Source organism: Nocardia sp. GP40, assembly GCF_050434125.1.
In the GTDB taxonomy this organism is placed as follows: domain Bacteria; phylum Actinomycetota; class Actinomycetes; order Mycobacteriales; family Mycobacteriaceae; genus Nocardia; species Nocardia albiluteola.
In genome coordinates, this window is record NZ_JBNPVW010000002.1 from 544,176 (window position 1) to 564,663 (window position 20,488).

18 protein-coding genes and 1 pseudogene are annotated in these 20,488 nt (G+C 67.6%); 8 read left to right on the top strand and 11 right to left on the bottom strand.

Going from position 1 to position 20,488, the window contains the following annotated elements:
- Positions 1-11: 11 nt before the first annotated feature.
- Both ABH933_RS07065 and ABH933_RS07070 read left to right on the top strand, forming a co-directional pair.
- Positions 12-797: pseudogene (locus ABH933_RS07065) on the top strand (sulfate/molybdate ABC transporter ATP-binding protein); the annotation flags it as partial.
- Positions 771-1,397, top strand: a complete 627-nt coding sequence (locus ABH933_RS07070; RefSeq protein ID WP_429419207.1) for a TOBE domain-containing protein — start codon at positions 771-773, stop codon at positions 1,395-1,397. The pseudogene ABH933_RS07065 and the gene ABH933_RS07070, both read left to right, overlap by 27 nt.
- Here ABH933_RS07070 and ABH933_RS07075 read toward each other — a convergent pair.
- Positions 1,385-2,992: a DUF4185 domain-containing protein gene (locus ABH933_RS07075; protein WP_429418488.1), complete on the bottom strand. Its 1,608-nt coding sequence runs from the start codon at positions 2,990-2,992 to the stop codon at positions 1,385-1,387. The two genes, ABH933_RS07070 and ABH933_RS07075, sit on opposite strands and share 13 nt — an antisense overlap.
- A 202-nt stretch (positions 2,993-3,194) precedes the next feature.
- Here ABH933_RS07075 and ABH933_RS07080 point away from each other — a divergent pair, with 202 nt between their 5' ends.
- Positions 3,195-3,503 carry a hypothetical protein gene (locus ABH933_RS07080; protein ID WP_429418490.1) on the top strand — a complete coding sequence of 103 codons (309 nt, stop codon included), beginning with the start codon at positions 3,195-3,197 and terminating at the stop codon, positions 3,501-3,503.
- Between the two features lie 16 nt (positions 3,504-3,519).
- Here the strand turns inward: ABH933_RS07080 and ABH933_RS07085 are convergent, their stop codons facing one another.
- On the bottom strand, positions 3,520-4,890 hold the full coding sequence (locus ABH933_RS07085; protein WP_429418492.1) for an MFS transporter: 1,371 nt from the start codon (positions 4,888-4,890) through the stop codon (positions 3,520-3,522).
- Positions 4,891-5,095: 205 nt separating this feature from the next.
- On the opposite strand from ABH933_RS07085, the gene ABH933_RS07090 reads away from it, so the two are divergent.
- Positions 5,096-5,887, top strand: coding sequence for a pirin family protein (locus ABH933_RS07090; RefSeq protein ID WP_215914969.1), 792 nt, complete (start codon positions 5,096-5,098; stop codon positions 5,885-5,887).
- Positions 5,888-5,957: 70 nt separating this feature from the next.
- Positions 5,958-6,440 carry a DUF4190 domain-containing protein gene (locus ABH933_RS07095; RefSeq protein ID WP_429418494.1) on the top strand — a complete coding sequence of 161 codons (483 nt, stop codon included), beginning with the start codon at positions 5,958-5,960 and terminating at the stop codon, positions 6,438-6,440.
- A 1-nt stretch (position 6,441) separates the two neighbouring features.
- On the opposite strand, the gene ABH933_RS07100 is transcribed toward ABH933_RS07095, so the two are convergent.
- A complete protein-coding gene (locus ABH933_RS07100) occupies positions 6,442-6,969 on the bottom strand; it encodes a hypothetical protein (protein ID WP_429418496.1) in 528 nt (175 codons plus the stop codon).
- Between the two features lie 113 nt (positions 6,970-7,082).
- On the opposite strand from ABH933_RS07100, the gene ABH933_RS07105 reads away from it, so the two are divergent.
- The 3 genes from ABH933_RS07105 (at position 7,083) to ABH933_RS07115 (ending at position 10,399) form a co-directional block, all read left to right on the top strand.
- Positions 7,083-7,934, top strand: a complete 852-nt coding sequence (locus ABH933_RS07105) for a helix-turn-helix domain-containing protein (RefSeq protein WP_429418498.1) — start codon at positions 7,083-7,085, stop codon at positions 7,932-7,934.
- Between the two features lie 10 nt (positions 7,935-7,944).
- Positions 7,945-8,334, top strand: coding sequence for a DUF397 domain-containing protein (locus tag ABH933_RS07110; protein ID WP_215914966.1), 390 nt, complete (start codon positions 7,945-7,947; stop codon positions 8,332-8,334).
- 82 nt (positions 8,335-8,416) lie between these two features.
- A complete protein-coding gene (locus ABH933_RS07115; protein ID WP_429418500.1) occupies positions 8,417-10,399 on the top strand; it encodes a M13 family metallopeptidase in 1,983 nt (660 codons plus the stop codon).
- Positions 10,400-10,544: 145 nt separating this feature from the next.
- Here ABH933_RS07115 and ABH933_RS07120 read toward each other — a convergent pair whose 3' ends face one another.
- From ABH933_RS07120 to ABH933_RS07155, 8 genes are all read right to left on the bottom strand, one after another.
- Positions 10,545-11,684, bottom strand: a complete 1,140-nt coding sequence (locus tag ABH933_RS07120) for a Fic family protein (protein ID WP_429418502.1) — start codon at positions 11,682-11,684, stop codon at positions 10,545-10,547.
- 116 nt (positions 11,685-11,800) lie between these two features.
- Complete coding sequence (locus tag ABH933_RS07125) at positions 11,801-13,033, bottom strand: alginate lyase family protein (protein ID WP_429418504.1); 1,233 nt, start codon at positions 13,031-13,033, stop codon at positions 11,801-11,803.
- An 88-nt stretch (positions 13,034-13,121) separates the two neighbouring features.
- Positions 13,122-14,393, bottom strand: a complete 1,272-nt coding sequence (locus ABH933_RS07130; protein ID WP_429419209.1) for an ABC transporter substrate-binding protein — start codon at positions 14,391-14,393, stop codon at positions 13,122-13,124.
- Positions 14,394-14,475: 82 nt separating this feature from the next.
- Positions 14,476-15,324, bottom strand: a complete 849-nt coding sequence (locus ABH933_RS07135) for a carbohydrate ABC transporter permease (protein WP_429418506.1) — start codon at positions 15,322-15,324, stop codon at positions 14,476-14,478.
- A complete protein-coding gene (locus ABH933_RS07140; protein WP_429418508.1) occupies positions 15,324-16,247 on the bottom strand; it encodes a carbohydrate ABC transporter permease in 924 nt (307 codons plus the stop codon). Before ABH933_RS07140 ends, ABH933_RS07135 begins: the two co-directional genes overlap by 1 nt.
- Before the next feature lie 328 nt (positions 16,248-16,575).
- On the bottom strand, positions 16,576-17,457 hold the full coding sequence (locus ABH933_RS07145) for a L,D-transpeptidase (RefSeq protein ID WP_429418510.1): 882 nt from the start codon (positions 17,455-17,457) through the stop codon (positions 16,576-16,578).
- A 335-nt stretch (positions 17,458-17,792) separates the two neighbouring features.
- Positions 17,793-19,193 (bottom strand): cytochrome P450, encoded by a 1,401-nt coding sequence (locus ABH933_RS07150; protein WP_429418512.1) that lies wholly within the window; start codon positions 19,191-19,193, stop codon positions 17,793-17,795.
- The gene (locus ABH933_RS07155; RefSeq protein ID WP_429418514.1) at positions 19,193-20,419 is read right to left on the bottom strand and encodes a serine hydrolase domain-containing protein; all 1,227 of its coding nucleotides are present in this window, start codon (positions 20,417-20,419) and stop codon (positions 19,193-19,195) included. The genes ABH933_RS07150 and ABH933_RS07155 overlap by 1 nt, the downstream gene beginning before the upstream one ends.
- Positions 20,420-20,488: the final 69 nt, after the last annotated feature.

Consider the following 20,488-nt stretch of genomic DNA (forward strand, 5'->3'; position numbering starts at 1 on the left):
TGAATACCCCTTTGTCGAACGGTGACGCCGGGCTGGCGGTTTCGGTCCGGCTGGCCGAGCGCGGCCTGGACGTCGAGCTGGCGGTGGAGCCGGGCGAGGTGCTGGCGGTGCTGGGTCCGAACGGCGCGGGTAAATCGACACTGCTGGAGATCATTTCGGGGCTGGTACGTCCCGACGCGGGCTACGTCCGGCTGGACGGGCGCGCGTTGACCGATACCACTGCCGGAGTGGCGATTCCGGCGCATCGACGTGAGATATCGCTGCTCGCACAGGATCCACTGCTGTTCCCGCACCTGACCGCCGCGGCGAACGTCGCCTTCGGCCCGCGCAGCCGAGGCATCGGCCGCCGCGCCGCGGTCGCCGTCGCACGGGAATGGCTGCGCGCGGTCGACGCGACCGCGCTGGCGGACAGACGCCCCGGCGAGCTGTCGGGCGGTCAGGCCCAGCGGATCGCGCTGGCGCGGGCGCTGGCCGTGCAGCCGCGGGTGGTGCTGCTGGACGAGCCGATGGCGGCCCTGGACGTGGCCGCCGCCCCCGCCATGCGCATCCTGCTAGGCCGTGCGCTACGCGATTCGGCAGGCGCTTTCTCGCAGCAAAACACCCACGCCCGCAGCGCAATTCTGGTCACTCACGACATCGTCGATGCCCTTACCCTCGCCGATCGGGTGGTGGTTGTCGAATCCGGGCGCATCGTCGAACAGGGTCCCGTGACCGAGGTCCTGTCCCGTCCCCGCAGCGCCTTCGCCGCCCGGATCGCGGGGGTCAACCTCATGATCGGCGCCGCCGTCGCCCCGGAAACAGAATCCGCGCACACCCCGCTCGGCGTGGAAGAGGGCCGGCGTCAGCGTGCGTCGCTCGGCACTGCGGCCCGGGAAGACGATGTGTTGCAACGCGATGCCCTGCCCGGTGTGTTCGGCGGTGGACACGAGATTGCGCCGAGCGCCGGTCGCCGTGACGACCTGGCGTCCGATACCGCTGCGTGGCAGCACGATGCGGTTGCGCCGGGTTCGGTGCGCGCCGAGGGCTCGGCTGCTGGGGAACAGCCTGAAATCCATTCGGCCGCGGGCGCCGTTCGCTGTGGTGAGGACACCGTGTACGGCCGGTGTGCCGGACCGTGGACGCCGGGAGTCCGGGCGGCGGCGGTCTTCTCCCCCGCCGCCGTGGCGGTGTACAAGCAGCGGCCGATCGGGAGCCCCCGCAACGTCTTTCGCGTCCGGGTCGCCGAGCTGACCGATCGTGGCGGCGTGGTCAGGGTGCACAGCGCCGACCGTCCGGACGGAACCGCCGGTATGGTAGCGGATCTGACGCCCGCGGCCGTCGCCGAGCTGGAGATCGTCCCCGGCGAGGAGGTGTACTTTTCGGTGAAAGCCGGTGAGGTGCAGGTCTATCCGTGCTGAGCGGTGGTGTGCGGGTCGTTCAGGGTGGCGTGCATGAGGTACACGTTGTAGCTGTTCCAGGCCGACATGGTGAAGTACAGGTCCTTGCCGGTGGACCAGGGGTGGATGAACCCGCCGTACGCGGTCGGATAGTCGGTGGTGCTGACCAGCGGCACGTCGTCGGTCCAGGTGCCCTGCGGCTCGGCGGCGGTGCGCAACACGATGGCCGAGCGCAGCGGGTCGAGGTACACCATCTGCCACTGACCGCTGGAATCGTCGTACCGGACCGAGAGCTCACCGGCGATGCCGGGAACCAGTGGGGTGGCGACGTTTTCCTGTGCCGGAGCCCAGGTGCCGTTGACCCAGTACTGATAGGCGGTCTTGTTGAGCACCTGGTCGGTGGGTACGCGCGCCAGCCCGATCACCCCGACGCGGCCGTTGGGCGTGCCGAACATGTAGACGTATTTGCCGTGCGGCACCATGGTCGCGACCTGGAAGCGGTCGATCCCGAACATGTTGTCCCACTGGGCGTACTGGTCCTTGACCCAGGTCTTGCCCTCGTCGTCGGAGTAGGCCAGACCACCGTTGTTGGTCCACCACATGCCGGGAATCTTGCTCCAGTGATTCACCGACATGTAGCTCAGATACTGCCGCTTGCCCAAGGCGAACCCGGAGGTCGGGATGACGGTGGTCTCGAAGTTCCGAATCTTGCGGCTGTCCAGCAGTTCCGCGGCGTGGCAGCGGCTGTCCTGCACCATGGTGTCGATCTTCATGCCCTTGGACAGGTCGTGATCGGTGCTGTAGCCGAGCACGTTGCTGCGCCAGTCCTGGTCGTCCTGACCGGCGCCGCCGGGCTTCCAGCCCTTACCGAAGGTATCGCCGAAGATGATCGCGACCTGGCCGGGCTTGGTCTGCCACATGATGCCCAGATCGGTGCCGTCGAGCTGCCAGCGCATATCGGTGCGGTTGGCGGATCCGTGGCCGGTCACCTGATCGACCAGATGCACCGAGCCGACAGTGCGCGGTGCGGGCGGCGCGGCGATCGGTCCCGGCTGGGCGGGATGCACCGCCGGGCGCGGCGGGGTCTCCGGTTTCGGCGCCGGTCCGCCGGGCACCGGGATGGGAATGGGCTCGATATCGGGCGTGATCTGGATCTGCGGCAGGTTGAACATCCCCGAGCCGGTGCCCGATCCCGTGCCGGAGCCGGTGCCCGACCCCGACGCGGAGCCGGAGTTGCCCGGCGCCGGCGGTAGTGCGGGGGTCGACGGCACGGGTTTGGGAGTGTCGCGGATGTCCGGGCACGGATTCTGGCAGGGGTTGCGCGGCAGCGGCGCGGGGGCGATCCGCGTGTTGTTCGGCGGTGGCCCCGGTATCGGCACGGGCGTGATCTTCGGTACCGGGATGGGGATCTGGATGGTCGGCGGAAAGAGCGGCGCCGGCGGTGCATGCGGGTCGGGCTGGCGGGCAAGCGGATCGAAACCCGTTTCGCCACAGGTATTCACGGGCGGCGGAGCCCAGGGCGCCGGGGTAGCCTGCGCCGGGGCGGGCAGCAGTACGGTGCCGGTCAGCAATACTCCGAGGAGTGCGGGCGCAGCGCCTGAGTACTTCGCCAGCAAGCCAGTGGCCTCTCTCGGTCCGCTCCGGTATTCGCCGCGCCGTCATGGCAGTGCATTGGTCCCGGCCATCACCGGGCGTCGGCACAGCGGGGTTCAATCTAGCCGACCGACTCGCCCCGGTGCCGGGTAAACCCCGGCGCGGCGGGCAAATCCGGCCCGATTTGCCGGGAACCCGCAGGCAGTACGGTGCGTCGAAATCCGTATGACCGATATCGATTACGTCTTCGGCACCGGCGACGGCACCGTCCACGCCTGGTCGTCGCCGGCGGACCTGGCGCTGTCCGGATCCGGTGGGTGCGACGCGGTCCGGCTCGATTTCGACGGTTCCGGCCGGGCCGACGACGCCCTCTGGGATTCGAACGGCGACGGCGTCGCCGATATCGCCGCTCTGGACCTGGACGGCGACGGGGTGCTCGACCACTACTTCACCGATCCCAGCGGCCTGGGCACCTGGGATCACCAGATCTGGCCCGCGGATGCCGAACTCGCCCGAACGGACGTCGCGGGATGAGGCCTCCGTCGTGTCCTCAGGCGAGCCTGCGCCCGCGCCGCAGCCGCGAATTCACCGCGACGACCCCGATCCCCAGTCCGTAACAGCAGGCTCCCGCCAGTACCACCCCGACCGAACGCCCGTCCGCGGGCATCACCGCCGCGGCCACCGCGATCGCCAGCACGAAGGCGATATTGAACACGGTGTCCTGCAGCGCGAACACCTGGCCGCGCCGGGCGTCGTCGATATCGATTTGCATTGCGGCATCGCCGGTGAGCTTGATGGTCTGCCCGGCGAGACCGAGCAGGAAGGCGCCCGCCAACAGCAGTGCCCGGGCCCGCCGATCGTCGGCGCTGGTGGTGAGCGTGATGGGCGTGACCAGGACGACCTGCACCACGAGCGCGGTGAACAGCCCCACCACCACGGTCCGCGCCCGGCCCAGGCGCGGGATCAGCAGCGGCGCGATCACGGCGGCGACCAGCATGCCGGAGGCGGTCGCGGCGATCGCCACCCCGAAGCCGACCAGTCCGCCGCTGAGCGAGAGTCCGCCGCGAGTCGAGCGCCGCAGCACCAGCACCATCAGGAGCGTGTCCGCGCCGAAGACGATCCGGTGCACGCCGATCCCGATCATCGCGGTCGTGCATTCCACCGATTCCCGGACCGCCCCGGCGCCCGTGCGCAGCCCCGTCAGAATCGCCCGGACCGAGCTGGGCCGCCGGCCCGCGTGCTCGTCCGGCGCGGGCCCCAGTGTCCCCGCGCCGAATCCGATCGCGCACACCGCCCCGATCACCGACCCGCTCGCGCTCGCCGCCACCGCGACCGCCCCGGACAGGTCCCCGGCGCCGATGGCCCCGATGATCGCGACCGCCACCGCCGCCCCGGCGCCCGCGCAGCCGGAGGCCACCGTCGCGAGGACCGAATTCATCGCCACCAGCCACCGCCGATCCACCACCCGAGGCAGCGCCGCGGACACCCCGGCCATCACGAATCGGCTGATCCCGACCACCGACAGGGCCAGCGTCAGCAGCAGCGGTGTCGGCGCGCCGGCGAGCAGGCATCCGCTCGTCACGCCGATCAGCAAGGCGCGCAACACATTTGCCACCAGCAGGACCATGCGCCGGTCCCAGCGGTCCAGCAGCGCACCGGCGTACGGACCGATCACCGAATACGGCAGCAACAGCACCGCGAACCCGGCCGCGATGGCCAGCGGATCGGTCCGCCGCGCGGGATCGAACAGGATCACCCCCGACAGCGCCGCCTGGAACATCCCGTCCCCGAACTGCCCGGCGAACCGCACCAGCGCCAACCGCGGCAGATCCGCACCGGATTGCCGCAGCGCGCGGAGCAGCTCGTGCCGCGCGGCGGACCGGCCGGGCGCGGCTACCTCGTCATCGGGTCCACCGGACACCCCGCGAGGGTACTGGATACCCCTCCGACCCTGGTCATTTGCCGCCCGCCGCGCCCCGGTGTGTATGCGGGATTGTTGCTGTGGATACCGCGTCACCCTGGGCAATGCTGTGGCACGCTAGAATTCAAGAGGAATTCAGGGTCCGGTGCGGTATCCGCTCCTACCCTGAAAGGCGATCGCTGCTCGGCCCGAGAGGAGGACCGCGGTGTCCACACTCACAACCCCGCACATCGATGTCCATCGCGCCGGCGATCGCATGAAAACCCGTGTGGCATGGCTGGATTCGAAGCATTCCTTCTCCTTCGGCGAACACTACGATCCCGAAAACACCCACCACGGACTGTTACTCGTCAACAACGAGGATGTCGTGCGGCCCGGCGAGGGTTTCGAGACCCATCCGCATCGGGACATGGAGATCGTGACCTGGGTGCTCAGTGGCTCACTGGTGCATCAGGATTCGCTGGGGCACGCCGGCGTCATCTATCCCGGACTGGCGCAGCGGATGAGCGCGGGCACGGGAATCCTGCACTCGGAGAAGAACGATTCCTGGCATCTGCCGCCCGAGCAGGGCGGCACCGGTGAGCACGACGATCCGGTGCATTTCGTGCAGATGTGGGTGGTGCCCGACGAGCCCGGTCTGGAGCCCGGCTACCAGCAGCTCGAGATCGACGACGAGTTGGCCGGCGGGGGCCTGGTCACGGTGGCCTCCGGCCTGCCCCGCTACCGCGATCGCACCGCGATCGCCATCAACAGCAGCCATTCGGCCATGCACGTCGCGCGCCTGGGTCTGCCCGGTCAGCCCGCGGTCGTCGACCTGCCCGCGGCGCCCTATCTGCACCTGTTCGTGACCGAGGGCGAGGTCGAGATGGAGGGCCTGGGCGTGCTGTACGCGGGCGATGCGGTGCGCCTGACGCGCAGCGGCGGCCAGCGGATCACGGCGAATAGACCCTCGGAGATGCTGGTGTGGGAGATGCACGCACGCCTGGGTGGGCAATAGCCGCACCGGGCAATACCATCGGCAGCCGAAGCGAACCCGGCCGTGCGTCCGGGTGGACGAGAGGACAGCCATGACGGAGTATCCCCCGCCCGGTCAGTACCCGTCTGCACAGGGCCCCGGCGGCGGCTATCCCCCACCGCCCTCCGAGGGCTATCCGATGCCGCCCGGCGAGCAGTACCGGCCGCAGGGCGGCCGTGGCCTGGCCGTCACCGCGCTGGTGCTGGGCGTCCTGGCGCTGCTGAGCACCCCGACGGTGCTGGGCGGGGTGTTCTTCGGCCTGCTCGGCCTGCTCTTCGGCATTATCGCCACGGTCAAGGCGCGCCGGGGTACCGCCACGGGCGGCGGGATGGCGATCACCGGGCTGATCCTGGCCGTCCTGGGCCTGGCCGGCGGCATCGTGGTCGGCATCGTGGCGGGTAACTGGCTCGCCGATCACGGCGGCCGGGACTACATGGACTGCGTGAAGCGGGCGGGCAACGACCAGTCGCAGGTTCAGAAGTGTGCCGATGAATGGAAGTCGAGCCTGCAGAACACACCCACGCCCGTGCGCTGACTCAGTGCCTGTCGCGAATCGCCGCGATGACCTCGGCCAGGTCGGGGCGGAAATGGCCCTCGGGTGAGTCGATCCAGACCCGGTAGCCGGTGCGTTCGTCGGCCGGAGAGGGCAGCACGATCCTCGTGCCCGGCAGCGCCAACCCCGCATACTCCCGGTACAGCGCCGCCAGCACGGCCGTATCGTGCACGGATTCGTCGGCGTGCGCGGTCAGGAAGGTCCAGCGGCTCGAGCGCGGATGTCCGATGATCGGGCCGCAGCGACCGTGTGGGGCCGCGCCGGGCTCGCCGTTGGCCCGCAGCCGTTCGCGTACCCGCGTGCCCAGCGCCGCGGGGACGGTGACCGCTCCGATGGCCCCGATCTCCAGCATGATCCGGCCCAGGTGCGGCTCGACCATGCCGTACAGACCGTTTTCCTTGCGGTAGCGCCGGCAGCGCTCGAGCGCCTCCTGGGTGGTCACGAAGGATGCCACCGGCGCGGCGAGCGCGGGCGCCGGCGCGGCGGGTGCCGGGTCGTCGAGCGTGCCCATGGCGAGCCTCCCAGCATTGGATGGCGGTGCACCGATAGATCGACGCTAGCCCTGCGCAATCGAAATGACAATAGTCACACGCCAGCGAATTCGGCGGCGTACCATCGGCGCACATGGCACCTATGTCCCCCACGGTGGCCCGGTGGGAACTGGTTCTGCGCCTGCGGGAACTGCGTGAACAACGCGGATTCGATTCGGCGACCTTCGCCAGGCGGGTGGGATTCACCGCGGCCAACTGGTCGCACGTGGAGAAGGGCCGCAGGGTCCTGACCGTGAACACCATCGGCCCGGTGCTGGAACTGCTGGATGTCTCCGACGAGGAGCGCGAGGAGCTGCTGGCCCTGCTGCAGGCCAGCAAGGAGCGCGGCTGGTGGGCCAAGACCTCGGCCCTGACCGGTGTGGAGCTGCAGCGCTACTACGGGATGGAGTACGGCGCGGAGAGCATTCGCAGCTACGACAGCCTGGTGATACCCGGCCTGCTCCAGACCGAGGACTATGCCCGGGCGCTGATCAGCGCGGATGTGATGATCAGGCCGGTGCAGGTGGAGCAGTTGGTGGCGGTGCGGATGCGAAGACAGCAGCGGGTGCACGGCCCGGATCCGGTGAATCTGACCGCCGTGGTCGGCGAGGCGACGCTGCTGCAGCAGATCGGCGGGCCGAAGGTGCTGCGCGGGCAGCTGGAGTATCTGGTGAACCTGCTCGATCGGGTCGACACCGTCGAGCTGCGGGTCATCCCGTTCAGCGCTCCCGCCGGCGCGATCCTGGGCGCGGCCAGCTTCCATCTGCTCGATTTCGCCGGGGAGACCCTGCCGACTTTCGGATGGTCCGAGAGCGCGGTCTTCGGGGGTGCGGTCGACAATCCGGAACAAGTTCGCGATCTTGCGTTCGCATATGTGCGAGCGTTGGACCAATCCCTCAGTCGCACTGACTCATTGGCCATGATCAGAAAGTACGCTCGCGTGTAAAATCCTGCCCATGCCGTATTCACAGGTCCTGTATCGGCCGGAGGTCACCGGCTGGTTCGCCTCGACCCGCACCAACAACGGCAACCAGTGCGTCGAGGTCCGGTTCGACTGGGCGGCGGTCCTCGTCCGCGATAGCAAGTTCCGGCGCAATCCGGCGAACCGGCCGCAGGACGAGCCGGTCATCACCGTGAGCGCGGGCCAATGGATGGCCTTCCTCGACGCGGTGCTGGGCCGGGTGGCGGTGGCCGATCCCGCCGGGCCGGTGGCCGAGCGCGGGGCCGACGGTCACACCACGATCCGGCACGGCGCGGTCTCGCTGACCTACACCCCGGGCGAGTGGGCGGCCTTCGTGGCCGGCGCGCGCGACGGCGAATTCGATCGGACCCCGCTGTCGGTCTGAGCCACGACGGCGCCGCGGGGCGATGTGCCCGGTATGTGCTGGTTCGTCGCGGAGGTCAGCTCGCATCGGCATACTGGACAGCGTGACTGCAGACGTGACGAGTTCCTCGGGCCTTGATCTCTCCTTCCGCGACGCCGCAGTGCGGGTGCAGGACGACCTGTTCGCGCACGTCAACGGCCAATGGCTGGATACCCACGAGATCCCCGCGGACCGCGCGGTCGACGGCGCCTTCCGCACGCTGTACGACCAGGCCGAGCTGGACGTGCGCAAGATCATCCAGGCCGCGTCCGCCTCCGATGCCGCCCCCGGCTCGGACGAGCGCAAGATCGGCGATCTGTACAACAGCTTCATGGACGAGGCCGCGGCCGAGGCGGCCGGGCTGACCCCGATTGCGCAGGAACTGGCCGCGGTGGCGGCGGTCGCCGATCGCAGCGAGTTCGCGGCGCTGCTGGGCCGGCTGCAGCGCACCGGCGTCGGCGGCGCGCTCGGATTCTATGTCGACACCGACGACAAGAACTCCCAGCGCTATCTGGTGCATGCCAGCCAGGCCGGCATCGGACTGCCCGACGAGTCCTACTACCGCGGCGACGACTACGCCGAGATCCGCACCAAGTACGTCGAGCACATCGGGCGCATGTTCGCCCTGGCCGGGCTCGATCTCGATCCGCAGCGCGTGTTCGAGCTCGAGACCAAGCTGGCCGCCGGGCACTGGGACGTGGTGCGCCGCCGCGATGCCGAATTGAGCTACAACCTCACCACATTCGCGGACCTGTCCGCCGAGCATCCCGAATTCGATTGGGATGCCTGGACCTCCGCCCTGGCCGAGAACGTGGAGAAGTCCGGTCCGGAGCTCTTCGCCGAACTCGTTGTGCGCCAGCCGGACTACGTGCGCACCTTCGCCGGGCTGTGGGCCTCGGAGCCGCTGGCGGATTGGCAGGCATGGGCGAGCTGGCGCGTGCTGCGGGCGCGGGCGCCATATCTCACCGCGGCGATCGTCGAGGAGGCCTTCGACTTCAACGGCCGCACCCTGTCCGGCACCCAGGAGAACCGGGAGCGCTGGAAGCGCGCGGTGTCGCTGGTGGAGGACCTGCTCGGCGAGGTCGTCGGCAAACTCTATGTGGCACAGCACTTCCCGCCCGCGGCCAAGCAGCGCATGCAGGTGCTGGTGGAGAATCTGCAGGAGGCGTACCGCCGCAACATCGCCGAGCTGGAGTGGATGGGGCCCGACACCCGCCGGGCGGCGCTGGCCAAGCTGGAGAAGTTCACCCCGAAGATAGGCTACCCGGATCGGTGGCGCGACTACTCCGAGGTGCACATCGACCCGTCGGATCTGGTCGGCAACTACCGCAGCGGGCATGCCGCCGATCACGACCGCGACATGAACAAGCTGGGCGGCCCGGTCGATCGCGACGAGTGGTTCATGACCCCGCAGACGGTCAACGCCTACTACAACCCGGGCATGAACGAGATCGTGTTCCCCGCCGCGATCCTGCAGCCGCCGTTCTTCGACATGAACGCCGACGACGCGGCCAATTACGGTGGCATCGGCGCCGTCATCGGTCACGAGATCGGCCACGGGTTCGACGATCAGGGCAGCAAATACGACGGCGACGGCAACATGGTCGACTGGTGGACCGACGCCGACCGCACCGAATTCGGCAAGCGCACCAGGGCTCTGATCGACCAGTACAACGAGTTCTCCCCCCAGGCTCTCGCCGGTAACCACAAGGTCAACGGCGAGTTCACGATCGGCGAGAACATCGGCGATCTCGGCGGCCTCTCGATCGCCCTGGTGGCCTACCAGATCGCCCTGGGCGCCGATCAGCCTCCCGTCATCGACGGCCTGACCGGCCTGCAGCGCGTGTTCTTCGGCTGGGCGCAGGTCTGGCGCACCAAGGCTCGCGCCGAGGAGGCCATCCGCCGCCTCGCTGTCGACCCCCACTCCCCGCCGGAATTCCGCTGCAATGGCGTCGTGCGCAACCTCGACACCTTCCACGAGGCATTCGAGGTCGAGCCCGGCGACGAGCTGTATCTCGCCCCCGCCGAGCGCGTCCGCATCTGGTAGGCGTGCGGGACCGTCGTTCGCGCAGAGCGCGGTACCTTTCGGAGTACTGCTCTCTGCGCGGGTACCTACCTGGAACTCGGGACTTGTTGTCGGCCAGGAGATCTGACGTAGGACGTGCCGAGTCGATAACCAGCCAACGGGCGGATCACCTCTCCCCGTAGGGGTCGGACAACACGGTCGGTGTCTGTGCAACATCGAGGACGTCGGCGGGGAATTGCGGTCCGGCGATGTAGTAGCGCGCACGGGTGCGACCGACGGGCTGGAGTATCCCCAGATTGACGAGGTCGCGTAGATCGCGCTGAGCCTGTTGCAGACTCAATCCCTCGGACTGCTCATAACGAGTGCGCCGTACCCGGTCGGACATCGCTACATCGTGCAGGGCCGCCACGACACGCTCGTCGAGCTTGGCGTTCGCGGCGAACTCGTCCAGCAGTGCCCATACTTGCCCGGATTGCTTCCACCTGGCATGCACGGTCTGCGCTTGTTGATGGTAGGCGAGCAGATTGAACCGGATCCATTCGGATACATCCTGCTCCGGCTGGTATGTGCTGCCCCGTCGACTGAGTACTTGGTAGTACTCCCAGGTGTTGCCGGGCTCACCCAACCATGCCTCGATGGACGAGAACTCAGGAGCCAGCACTCCTTCGCGGGAGATCAACAGGGTCTGTAGGGAGCGTGACAATCGGCCATTGCCGTCAGGCCACGGATGGATCGACACCAGGTGCAGATGCGCCATCGAGGCCCGGATCAATGGATGGGTGTCATCTGGGGTATTCAGCCAGTCGACGAGTTCGGCCATCAGAGCGGGAACACTGTCGGCATCGGGTGCGGTGTATGCGGCGGTCCTCGGATTGCGGGCACTGGTCACATAGACCGGGCCCCGCCGCCATTGTCCGGCGGGCTTGTTCCGTGTGTGCCTGTGTCCCTGCAACATCCAGTGCAATGCGTTGAGTTGACCTTTGCTGTAGGCAAAGTCGTCCGCATCATGCAGGGTCTGGATGTACGTCATCATCCGCTCGTATGCGAGCGTTTCGGCCCGGTTTTCTTCGGAGACTTCGACGTCACGTTCGCCCGACATCAGGTCCTCCACGTCGATCGTGGAGACCTTGAAACCCTCGATCGAATTGGAGGCTGCCACAGCGTCTGCGGTGAGGAACTTACGCAGACCACTAGTCCATTTTCCTGGATGAGCCTGAAGTTGATTGCGTAGCTCGTCGCGTATCCGATCCACATCGGCCAAGACGCGGGTATCAGCTGCGGTCAGCGTGGGGGTTGGATACAGCATGTATAAATGATATATAGATACATTAATTACGTCAATGCGTACAGAATTGTCGGCTATTGCATCTGGTTCGGCATCGGGCGCCGAGGCTGTCGACCCTCGATACGACGGCGGGGAATTCAGGCGGGATTACTCGCGTGGGTCAGGGTCTCCCACATGGTGAACAGGTCCATGCCCGCCGGGCGCTGCTTATCGGTGAGCTGCCCGGTGTAGGGCATGTCCATGCCCATCCGGCTGTGCAGCGCGTTGTACGCGACCTCGGTGACCGGGCCGAGCTCGCGCTCGAGGTGTCCGCCGCACAACCAGGCCGGCATGGGTTCGCCCAGTTGGTATTTCGAGTGCAGTTCGAAGCCGGCCCGCAGGCGGTCGGCAACCTGCGGATAGAGGTCGTGATGCTGGATGCGGCCGGTCTCGGCGATGTGCGCGATCGCGGACAGGCCGTACCCGGTGTGGGCGAAGTCTCGGCAGGTCTCCTGTGCCACGCCGTCGACGAGCTGGGACTGCCCCCACCAGTACTTGGTGATCTCCGCCGGCGTGTGCGCGTGCGTGCGGGCCGAGACCTTGGGCAGCGGGCCGTCGGAGCTGAGGTAGACGTAGGCCGGGACCCGGTTCAGATACATCGCGACGGCCTTGTCGTAGGTGGCGCGATCGTCGAGGAATATCCCGATGCCCTGACTCGCCTCGAGCATCGATAGCTCCCAGTTCCCGTTCGAGGGGGAACCGGTGATCACCTTGGGCAGGTACACCTTTCGCAGCAGCTCGGCGAACTTTTCCGCGCCCGGCCAGCCGGTGTAGGTGTACCGCACGATCTCCGCGGCCCGGGTCCACACCGAGGCGGCCCACCCGCTCTGCAGCGGCGCATTACTACCGGTATGTCCGGTGAGCGCCTGCGACCAGGCATCCATGATCTCGATGGATTTCTGCGCGAATCGCGCCTGACCGGAGATGTACCCGGCAAGCGCGTCGGTATAGGCCGCGGCGGCGTCGCGGCGCTCGTCACCGCATCCGTTGTCGGGATGGTCGTACGGACCGCAGTCCACGACAGCACGCGGCTTGGTCCGATAACCCGCCGCAGCAGACGGTGTCGCCAGCATCGCATCGTAGGCCTGCTTCCACGGCTGCGCCCTCGCGGCGACCTGTTTCTTCACGAAATCCAGCTGGTCGCGCGATACCAGCACCCCTGGATGCGCGAAATCCCCTGTTGCGGAGGCGGTGGTGGCCGGCGCGGCATGCGCACCCGGCTGCCCGCCTCCGCTCCAGCACCCCACCGATGATCCGGCGATGGCCATGACCGCGATCAGGATCGATACGATTCGGGCGCGGCGGTGCCGGGGCATACGGATGTCCCCCATCGGAGATCGGTGCGGTGTCGAGTGTGGTCGCAGTCAACCTATCGTCGCGCAGCGTTCGATCGTCTACCGGTGGGGGATCCCGTGCGCGCTATTTCGGGAGCTTGGGCTGGATCTGGCGGGTGTAGATGGCCTGGAGCTGGTCCTGGACGCCCGCCAGGGCCGCGGCGGCGTCCTTGTTCTGGAGGCCGATCTGTTCGAGGCCGGTGCCGATGATCTGGTCGGCGCCGGGGAGGAAGACGCGGGCGTAGTCCTGGGATTTGGTCAGGGCCAGCTGATCGATGGCGGTCTTGTTGACCGGGTTCTTCGCCAGGAAGTCAGCCTCGCTCGGCTCCTGTACGGCCGACTTGCGGACCGGGATGTAGCCGGTGGCCTGGGAGAAGAACGAGGTGTTCGCGGCGTTGGTGATGAAGTCGATGAACTTCAGCGCGTTGGCCTTTCGCGCATCGGAGATGCGGGCGGGAATGGCCAGGCCGGCGCCGCCGGTCGTGCAGCCGGGACCGTTGGGGTGCGGCAGGAAGGCGGTGCCGAAGTTGAGCTTGCCCACGGCGTTCGCGTTGATGCCCTTCAGGTCCCCGGTGGAGGTGATGGCCGAGGCCACGACGGCGGTGCCGAAATCGGTGGCGATGTTGGGGCGAATGCTGGCGTACTTCTTGTCGTTGATCGAGGAGCGCAGGTAGTTCCCGGCCTCGATGGTGTGGGGATCGGTGAACTTCAGCGTCCACTGATCGGAGTAGGCGCCGCCGAAGGTCCAGTTCGGCCCCTGGAACGTCCACGCCAGGTAGTTCTTGGCATTACCCCAGCCATGCGCCCACTTGCCGTCGCCCACCACGCGCTGCAGCTCCGGGCCCCACTGGTCGAATTCCTGCCAGGACTCGGGGCCGCGGTCGGGCAGCCCGGCCTTGGCCCAGATGTCCTTGTTGTAGCAGAAGATCGGGGTCGAGCGGGAATATGGCAGCGCCCAGGTCTTGCCGTTGAACTTGTAGTCGTTGACGAAGGAGTCGACGTAGTCGGCGACGTTCACCCCGGCCGCGGAGAAGTGGCCGTCCAGCGGCTCGATCGCGTTGGTCAGCGCGTAGTTGAACCACCAGACATCCGACAGCACAACGACATCGGGCAGCTCGCCGCCGGTCAGCCCGGCGTTGAACTTCTGCGCGACCTCCTCGTAGTTGCTGCCGGCGTCGACCAGGTTGACCGTCAGATCCGGGTACTTGGCGTGGAACCGATTGATCAGCTCGGTCTCCTGATCCTTCGAGGTACCGGGATGGTTGGACCAGAAGGTGATCGTCTTGGCATCACCGGATTGCTTTGTCCCGCCGCCGGTTCCGGCGCAGGCCGTCAGCGCCAGGCCGGTGGCGGCCATCCCGGTCAGGCCCAGAAAGCCGCGGCGCGACAGCGCGGGCCGAAGGGAATCCGAACTGAACACGGCAAACTCCTTGTAATGGTTAGCTTTTGACCGCACCGGAGGTGAGGCCCTTGATCATCTGGCGTTGCAGAATCAGGAAGACGAGCAGGATCGGCACCATGGTGAGCAGGGTTCCGGCCATGACCGGACCCCAGTTGGTGACGCTCGGATTCTCGGTGTTCTGCAGCAGCGTCAGCCCGACCGGCAGGGTGGCCACGCGCGAGTCGTCGGCCATCAGGAACGGCCACAGATATTCGTTCCACTCGTTGACGAGCGTGACGACGGCGAACGCGACCATGGTCGGCCCCGACATCGGCAGCACCACCCGGGTCAGCAGCCGCCACCAGTTCGCGCCGTCGATCCGCGCGGCCTCGATGACCTCGCTCGGCAGCGACAGGAAATGGTTGCGCATCAGGAACGTTCCGAACGCCACCCCGCACAGCGGAACGATGATGCCCTGGAAGGTATTTCGCCACCCCAGCTGCGCGACGAGCGCATAGTTGGAGATCACCGTGATCTGGTTGGGCACCATCAGGGCCGCGATGATCAGCAGGAAGATCGCTGTCTTGCCGGGAAAGCGCAGGAATACCAGCCCGTACGCGCTGAGCACGCCGAGCACGAACTTCACCCCCGCCACGATCGCGGTGACGATCAGCGAATTGCGCAGGAAATGCCAGAACGGCAGGGCGGTCGTGGCGACGTGGTAGTTCTCGGGATGCCAGCTGTGCGGCCAGTACGTCGCCGGCTGGGTGTAGATGTCCGGGCGCGCCTTGAACGAGGTGATCAGGATCCAGAACAGCGGCACCCCGACGATGATCAGCACGCACACCATCGCGGCGTAACCGAGGAACGTGGCGGCGAACCGGCGGCGTTGGTATGTCATGGTCATTATGCCTCCCGATCCATGACGCGGACCTGCACGAGCGTGACGATCAGCAGCACGACGAACATGATGGTCGCGACCGTCGCGCCGTAGCCGGCCCGGAAGTTGCGGAAGGACTCCAGATACACCTGGTAGACCATCGTCGTGGTACCGGTGCCCAGCGGTCCGCCGCGGGTCATCACGTTGATGATGTCGAAGACCTGCAGCGAATTCAGCATCACGGTGATCGACAGGAAGAAGGTGGTCGGGCGCAGCTGCGGCAGCAGCACGTGCCAGAACCGGCTCCACGCGCCCGCGCCGTCGATCCTGGCGGCCTCGGACAGCTCGGCCCGCACGCCCTGCAGCGCGGCCAGGTAGATGACGAAGCTGTAGCCGAGGTTCTTCCAGATGTAGGTGATCGTCACCATGAACAGCGCCCAGTGCGGATCCTGATAGAAGTCCGGCACATTCGACACCCCGAGCCGGTGCAGCACGTCCTGCACCAGGCCGAAGCTGGGATCGAAGATGAACTGGAACGCCACCCCGATCGCCGCACCGGAGATGACGAACGGCGCGAAGATCACCGACCGAACAGCATTGCGGCCGAACAGCTTCCGATCCAGCAGCATGGCCAGCGCGAGTCCGAGGATCATGCTGCCCGCGACCGCGGCCACGGTGAAGATCACCGTATTGCCCACGATCTGCCAGGAATCGCCGCGGCCGAACCACTCCCGGTAGTTGCTCAGGCCGATGTAGTTCGCGAGCGGATCGGCCAGATTCCAGTCGGTGAAGGACAGCCGGATGTTGTCGATCAGCGGCCGGTAGACGAACACCCCGAGCAGCACCAGATTGGGCACCACCAGAACAAGGAACAGCCCATAGTCACTCCAGGGCCGCCCCCGCAGGCCACGCCCGCGGCCAGGCAGAACTCGTTCGGGTCGCGGTCGCACCGTGGCAGCCTTACGCCTTCGGGCGAACAGTCGGTTAATCGCCGTTGCCCGCCTGCTGAACAGTCCGCGCGGTGGATCACCTATCGCCGACGTCTCCCCGGGCAAACCAGACATGCGCCGAATCGTAAAGGGACGGATCTCGATTGCGTGGTTAATCGCCAATGAACTTCAGTCGGAGATCAACACAACGCCCACCGATGATGTCGGCTCGGCGGACGGTGCCATGGGGGAAACGGCACCCAGCGGACAACAATGCTGGTAGATCAATAGATGCAACGCGGCCCCGGACTCGATGTCCGGGGCCGCGTGACCAGCAACTATTTCACTCTCAAGCCCAGTCGCCCATGCCGTCGCTGTGGCTGGCGGCGCCACCGTTGGTGTTCTTCACGACCACCGGGTCGCCCTTCTGCGCGTTCTCGAAGAACCACTGGGCATCGGCCGTGCTGACGTTCAGGCAGCCGTGGCTGACGTCCGAGTTGCCCTGCTGGGACACCGACCAGGGCGCGGCGTGCAGGAAGATGCCGTTGTTCGCCAGCCGGGTGGCGAACTCGACCGGGACCTTGTAACCCTCGGGCGAGGTGTCCGGCACACCGAAGGTGGCCGAATCCATGATCATCTTCCGGTTCTTCTCACCGACGTAGTAGATGCCGTTGGGCGTCGGGTGCGCGGTCTTGCCCATCGAGGTCGGCATGGTCTTGATGACCTGGCCGTTCTTGGTGATGGTGATGGTGTGGGTGGTGTCGTCGGCGGTGGTGATGACCTCGTCGCCGGTCTTGTAGGCGACCTTGGTGCCGCCGGCCTCGACGGTGATGCTGTCGTGGGCGGGCCAGAAGTTCTCCGGCCGCCAGCGCGCCTGCTTGTCGCCGTACCAGTAGAAGTGGCCCTTCACCGGGGTCGACGAGGTGATCCGGATGGCCTTCTCCGCTGTGGCGTGGTCGGTGACCGGATCCTTGAAGTTGATGAAGACCGGCTCGGCCACGCCGACGACGTCGCCGTCACCGGGGCTGAGGGTGGGCCGGGCGAAGTTGGCCTGCGGGAGCGCCGGCGGGTTCTGCATCGGCGCGGCGCCGGGTGCGGGCTGCGGGCTCTGCACCAGCGCGGGCGCACCCGGGATATCGGGGCCACCCGGCCACAGCGGCGTGGCGGCGGCCGTGCCTGCGGCCAGCGCACCGGCGGCGGCTACCGCGAGGGATAGGACTCCGATCCGCATTGTCCGGGGTGTCTTGTCCCGCAGGGGTTTCCGACAGGTGGTGATGCGCAAAGCCGTTCGTCCTCTCAATCTCACAAACTCACGCGCGAAAACGCGCGGAAGATCTCGCTCACGATCCACAGCGAAATGTGTATCGCCCCCTGCTCGTATTCCATTACTACATCTCCGGGCGATGCGATCCAATCGTCCAATGCCAGTTATGAACTCGCAGCGCGCGATGTGCGATCGATCACCGATCCCGGAGTGCGGTATCGATCCGGGTCGTCTGCGCCGCTCGGGGCGGTTTGCCGGACCGGAACTGCGACGTGGTCGCAGATAAGAGAAACGATGCCTACTCAAACATCATTGTGAGGCAAATCACTGTCCTGGCCGGGGCGAGAGATGACCTTGAAGGTAATACCCGAACGCGGTCCGGTGGCGATGTTGTGCGGCACCGACAGCGGCATCGGCCCCCGGGCGTATGCGGGCGTGAGCGCGAGTTCGGTCCGGGCGATCACGGTGGCCAGCACGATGCGCAGTTCGTAGTCCGCGAGCGAGGCGCCCACGCAGCGGCGGTGCCCACCCCCGTACGGCGCGAATTCGAAGGGGCCGTAACGGCGTTCGAGAAAACGCTCGGGCGCGAACCGCGCGGGATCGCTCCAGACCTCGGGATCCGAATGCAGCAGCGGCACCGCGATGCCCATGGTGTCCCCCGCGCCGAGCTCGACGCCGCGCAACGTGTACGGCCCGGTCAAGCGGCGCAGCACAATCGGCACCGGCGGATGCAGGCGCAGCGTCTCCTGGCAGACCGCATCCAGGTAGGGCAGCCGGACCAGGTCGTGCGGTGCGGTTGCCGGATCCACCTGCGCCAGCTCCGCGCGCAGCCGCCGCAGCGCCTCGGGATGGCGGTGCAGCCGGTACAGCGCCCAGACCAGGGTGGTTGCGGTCGTCTCGTGCCCCGCGACGAGCAGGGTGCGCAGCTGTTCGAGCAGATCGGTGTCGGATATCGCCTCGCCGTCGTCGTAGCGGGCCTCGAGCAGCATCGCCAGCACATCCTCGCCGAATATTCCGGTGGCGCGGCGGGTTTCGATATCGGCGGACATGAGCGCATCCAGGCGCGCACGGGCCGCGGTGAACCGGTCCCACGGCGAACGGCCGAATACGCCGCGCCGCAATGCGGGAACGAGCATCAGCGGGCCGCCGAAGGCATTCAGAAATTGGGTCACTGCATCGATGTATTCGGCACGGCGGGAAGGGCTTTCGATGCCGAGTACCGCCTCGAGAATGACCTGCAGGGTAATGGCGCGGGCCGCGGCGCGGGCATCGACCCGGGTGCCCGGGGCCCACGGCTTTCCGGTGCGGCGGCCGTCCAATTCGTTCCGGGCGGAATCGCGAATGATGGTGGCGTAGCGAATCATTCGGGATCGATGGAAGACCGGTGCGAGCAGCGTGCGCTCGCGATGGTGCCGCTCCCCGCGGGCCAGGATCAGCGACGCCGAACCCACCATCGGTTCAATGGGATTCGGCAGTGGCGGCACCACCAGCTCGATCGGCGCGCGCAACAGCTCGCGCGCCCCGGCGGGGGTGCCGGTGAACAGGCCGCCGCCGAACCCGGGAAATCGGACCAGGAACGGATCCCCGTCGCGGGCGCGGCGCCACCGGAAATACCGCTCGAAGTCGACCCCCGCGAACAGTGCGTGCAGCAGGACGGGCCGCGGCGCCCGCGGTCCGTGGCTGTCCGGCGTCGGAGACGACATCACTCCAACCTGGCCTCATCCAGCACCGCGGTGTGCGCCATACCCCCGAGCCGGGCCATGCGACCGTCGCCGATCGTGTTGAGCGCGTTGCCGAGCCGGTTGGTGACGAACGCGACCGACAGGCGCAGCTCCGGATCGGCGAACGCGCCCGAACCGCCGACACCGTAGTGCCCGAACGCCTTGCCAGGCGGGCGGCGCGAGAGTACCGGCGGGCGGTGATATCCCAGGGTGAACGGGGACGGAACGCCGAGCACGTAGTCGCGACGTTCCGCGCGCTGCACGTGATTGATCGCCGCGATCGTCTCCGGCCGCAGCAGCGGCGGGGCATCCGGGGCGGCACCGGCCAGCCGGCCGCCGTTGGCCAGGGCCCCGTACATGCGCGCGAGCGAGCGCGCGGTGAATACGCCGTTGAACCCGGGCATCACCGCGTCGTGCACCCGGGGGTCCGCGGCCAGGGTGTCGAATCCGTCCGGCATTCCGGCCTCGGCCACACCGCGCATCACGTGGTTGCGCTCGAACTGTGCGGCCGCGGTATCCCACCGCATCCCCGGGATCTTCAGCCGGGGAAAGGTCGGCGCGATGCGGAACCGCTCGGATTCCGGTACGCGATACCAGAATTCGGCGGTGCCCAGCGGTTCGGCGATCTCGCGGCGCAGCACCTCGGTGAAATCGTCGCCGGTGGCCCGGCGCACGATCTCGGCCACCAGCCAGCCGAAGGTGACCGCGTGGTATCCCGAGGCGTGCAGGCGCCGCGGGTCCGGCGGGGCCGCCGCCAGCGCCGCCACCATGGCGTCGTAGTCCAGGAGGTCGGCCGGGGCCGGGGCCAGCCCGCGCACCCGGTGCAACCCGGCGCGGTGGGCGAGCACCTCGCGGACGGTGATGGCGGCCTTGCCGTTCGTCGCGAACTCCGGCCAGTACTCGGCGACCGGCGCGTCGTAGTCGATCAGCCCACGCTCGGCGACCCGGTGCAGCACCGTGGCCGCGACGCCCTTGCCGGTGGAAAAGCTCAGCGCGACCGTGTCGGCCGCCCAGCGCCGGTCCGGCGCGGCCCATCCCGCCCACACGTCCACCACCGGACGGCCGTCCAGATAGATCGCGAGCGCGCCGCCGCCGCGGGTGGGCCGGTCGTATATCCGGAGGAAGTGGTGCACGACCGGGACGAAGCGCGGGTCGATGAGCATCCGCGGCGCGCCCGGCTCCGGGGTGATGTCGTCCTGATCTGGCATCGCCGCAACCATCTGCCGAACCTCCTCGCCCTGCTCCGATATCGGGCCTCGTCAGGGCGACGACGGCCC

What these genes read in the sequence shown, in the direction of transcription:
- ABH933_RS07095 (WP_429418494.1), top strand. Translation starts at nt 5,958, where the DNA reads ATGACGGAGTATCCCCCGCCCGGTCAGTACCCGTCTGCACAGGGCCCC.
- ABH933_RS07110 (WP_215914966.1), top strand. Translation starts at nt 7,945, where the DNA reads ATGCCGTATTCACAGGTCCTGTATCGGCCGGAGGTCACCGGCTGGTTC.
- ABH933_RS07125 (WP_429418504.1), bottom strand. Translation starts at nt 13,033, where the DNA reads ATGGGGGACATCCGTATGCCCCGGCACCGCCGCGCCCGAATCGTATCG.
- ABH933_RS07155 (WP_429418514.1), bottom strand. Translation starts at nt 20,419, where the DNA reads ATGCCAGATCAGGACGACATCACCCCGGAGCCGGGCGCGCCGCGGATG.
- ABH933_RS07135 (WP_429418506.1), bottom strand. Translation starts at nt 15,324, where the DNA reads ATGACCATGACATACCAACGCCGCCGGTTCGCCGCCACGTTCCTCGGT.
- ABH933_RS07130 (WP_429419209.1), bottom strand. Translation starts at nt 14,393, where the DNA reads ATGGCCGCCACCGGCCTGGCGCTGACGGCCTGCGCCGGAACCGGCGGC.
- ABH933_RS07120 (WP_429418502.1), bottom strand. Translation starts at nt 11,684, where the DNA reads ATGCTGTATCCAACCCCCACGCTGACCGCAGCTGATACCCGCGTCTTG.
- ABH933_RS07080 (WP_429418490.1), top strand. Translation starts at nt 3,195, where the DNA reads ATGACCGATATCGATTACGTCTTCGGCACCGGCGACGGCACCGTCCAC.
- ABH933_RS07070 (WP_429419207.1), top strand. Translation starts at nt 771, where the DNA reads ATGATCGGCGCCGCCGTCGCCCCGGAAACAGAATCCGCGCACACCCCG.
- ABH933_RS07150 (WP_429418512.1), bottom strand. Translation starts at nt 19,193, where the DNA reads ATGTCGTCTCCGACGCCGGACAGCCACGGACCGCGGGCGCCGCGGCCC.
- ABH933_RS07105 (WP_429418498.1), top strand. Translation starts at nt 7,083, where the DNA reads ATGGCACCTATGTCCCCCACGGTGGCCCGGTGGGAACTGGTTCTGCGC.
- ABH933_RS07100 (WP_429418496.1), bottom strand. Translation starts at nt 6,969, where the DNA reads ATGGGCACGCTCGACGACCCGGCACCCGCCGCGCCGGCGCCCGCGCTC.
- ABH933_RS07145 (WP_429418510.1), bottom strand. Translation starts at nt 17,457, where the DNA reads ATGCGGATCGGAGTCCTATCCCTCGCGGTAGCCGCCGCCGGTGCGCTG.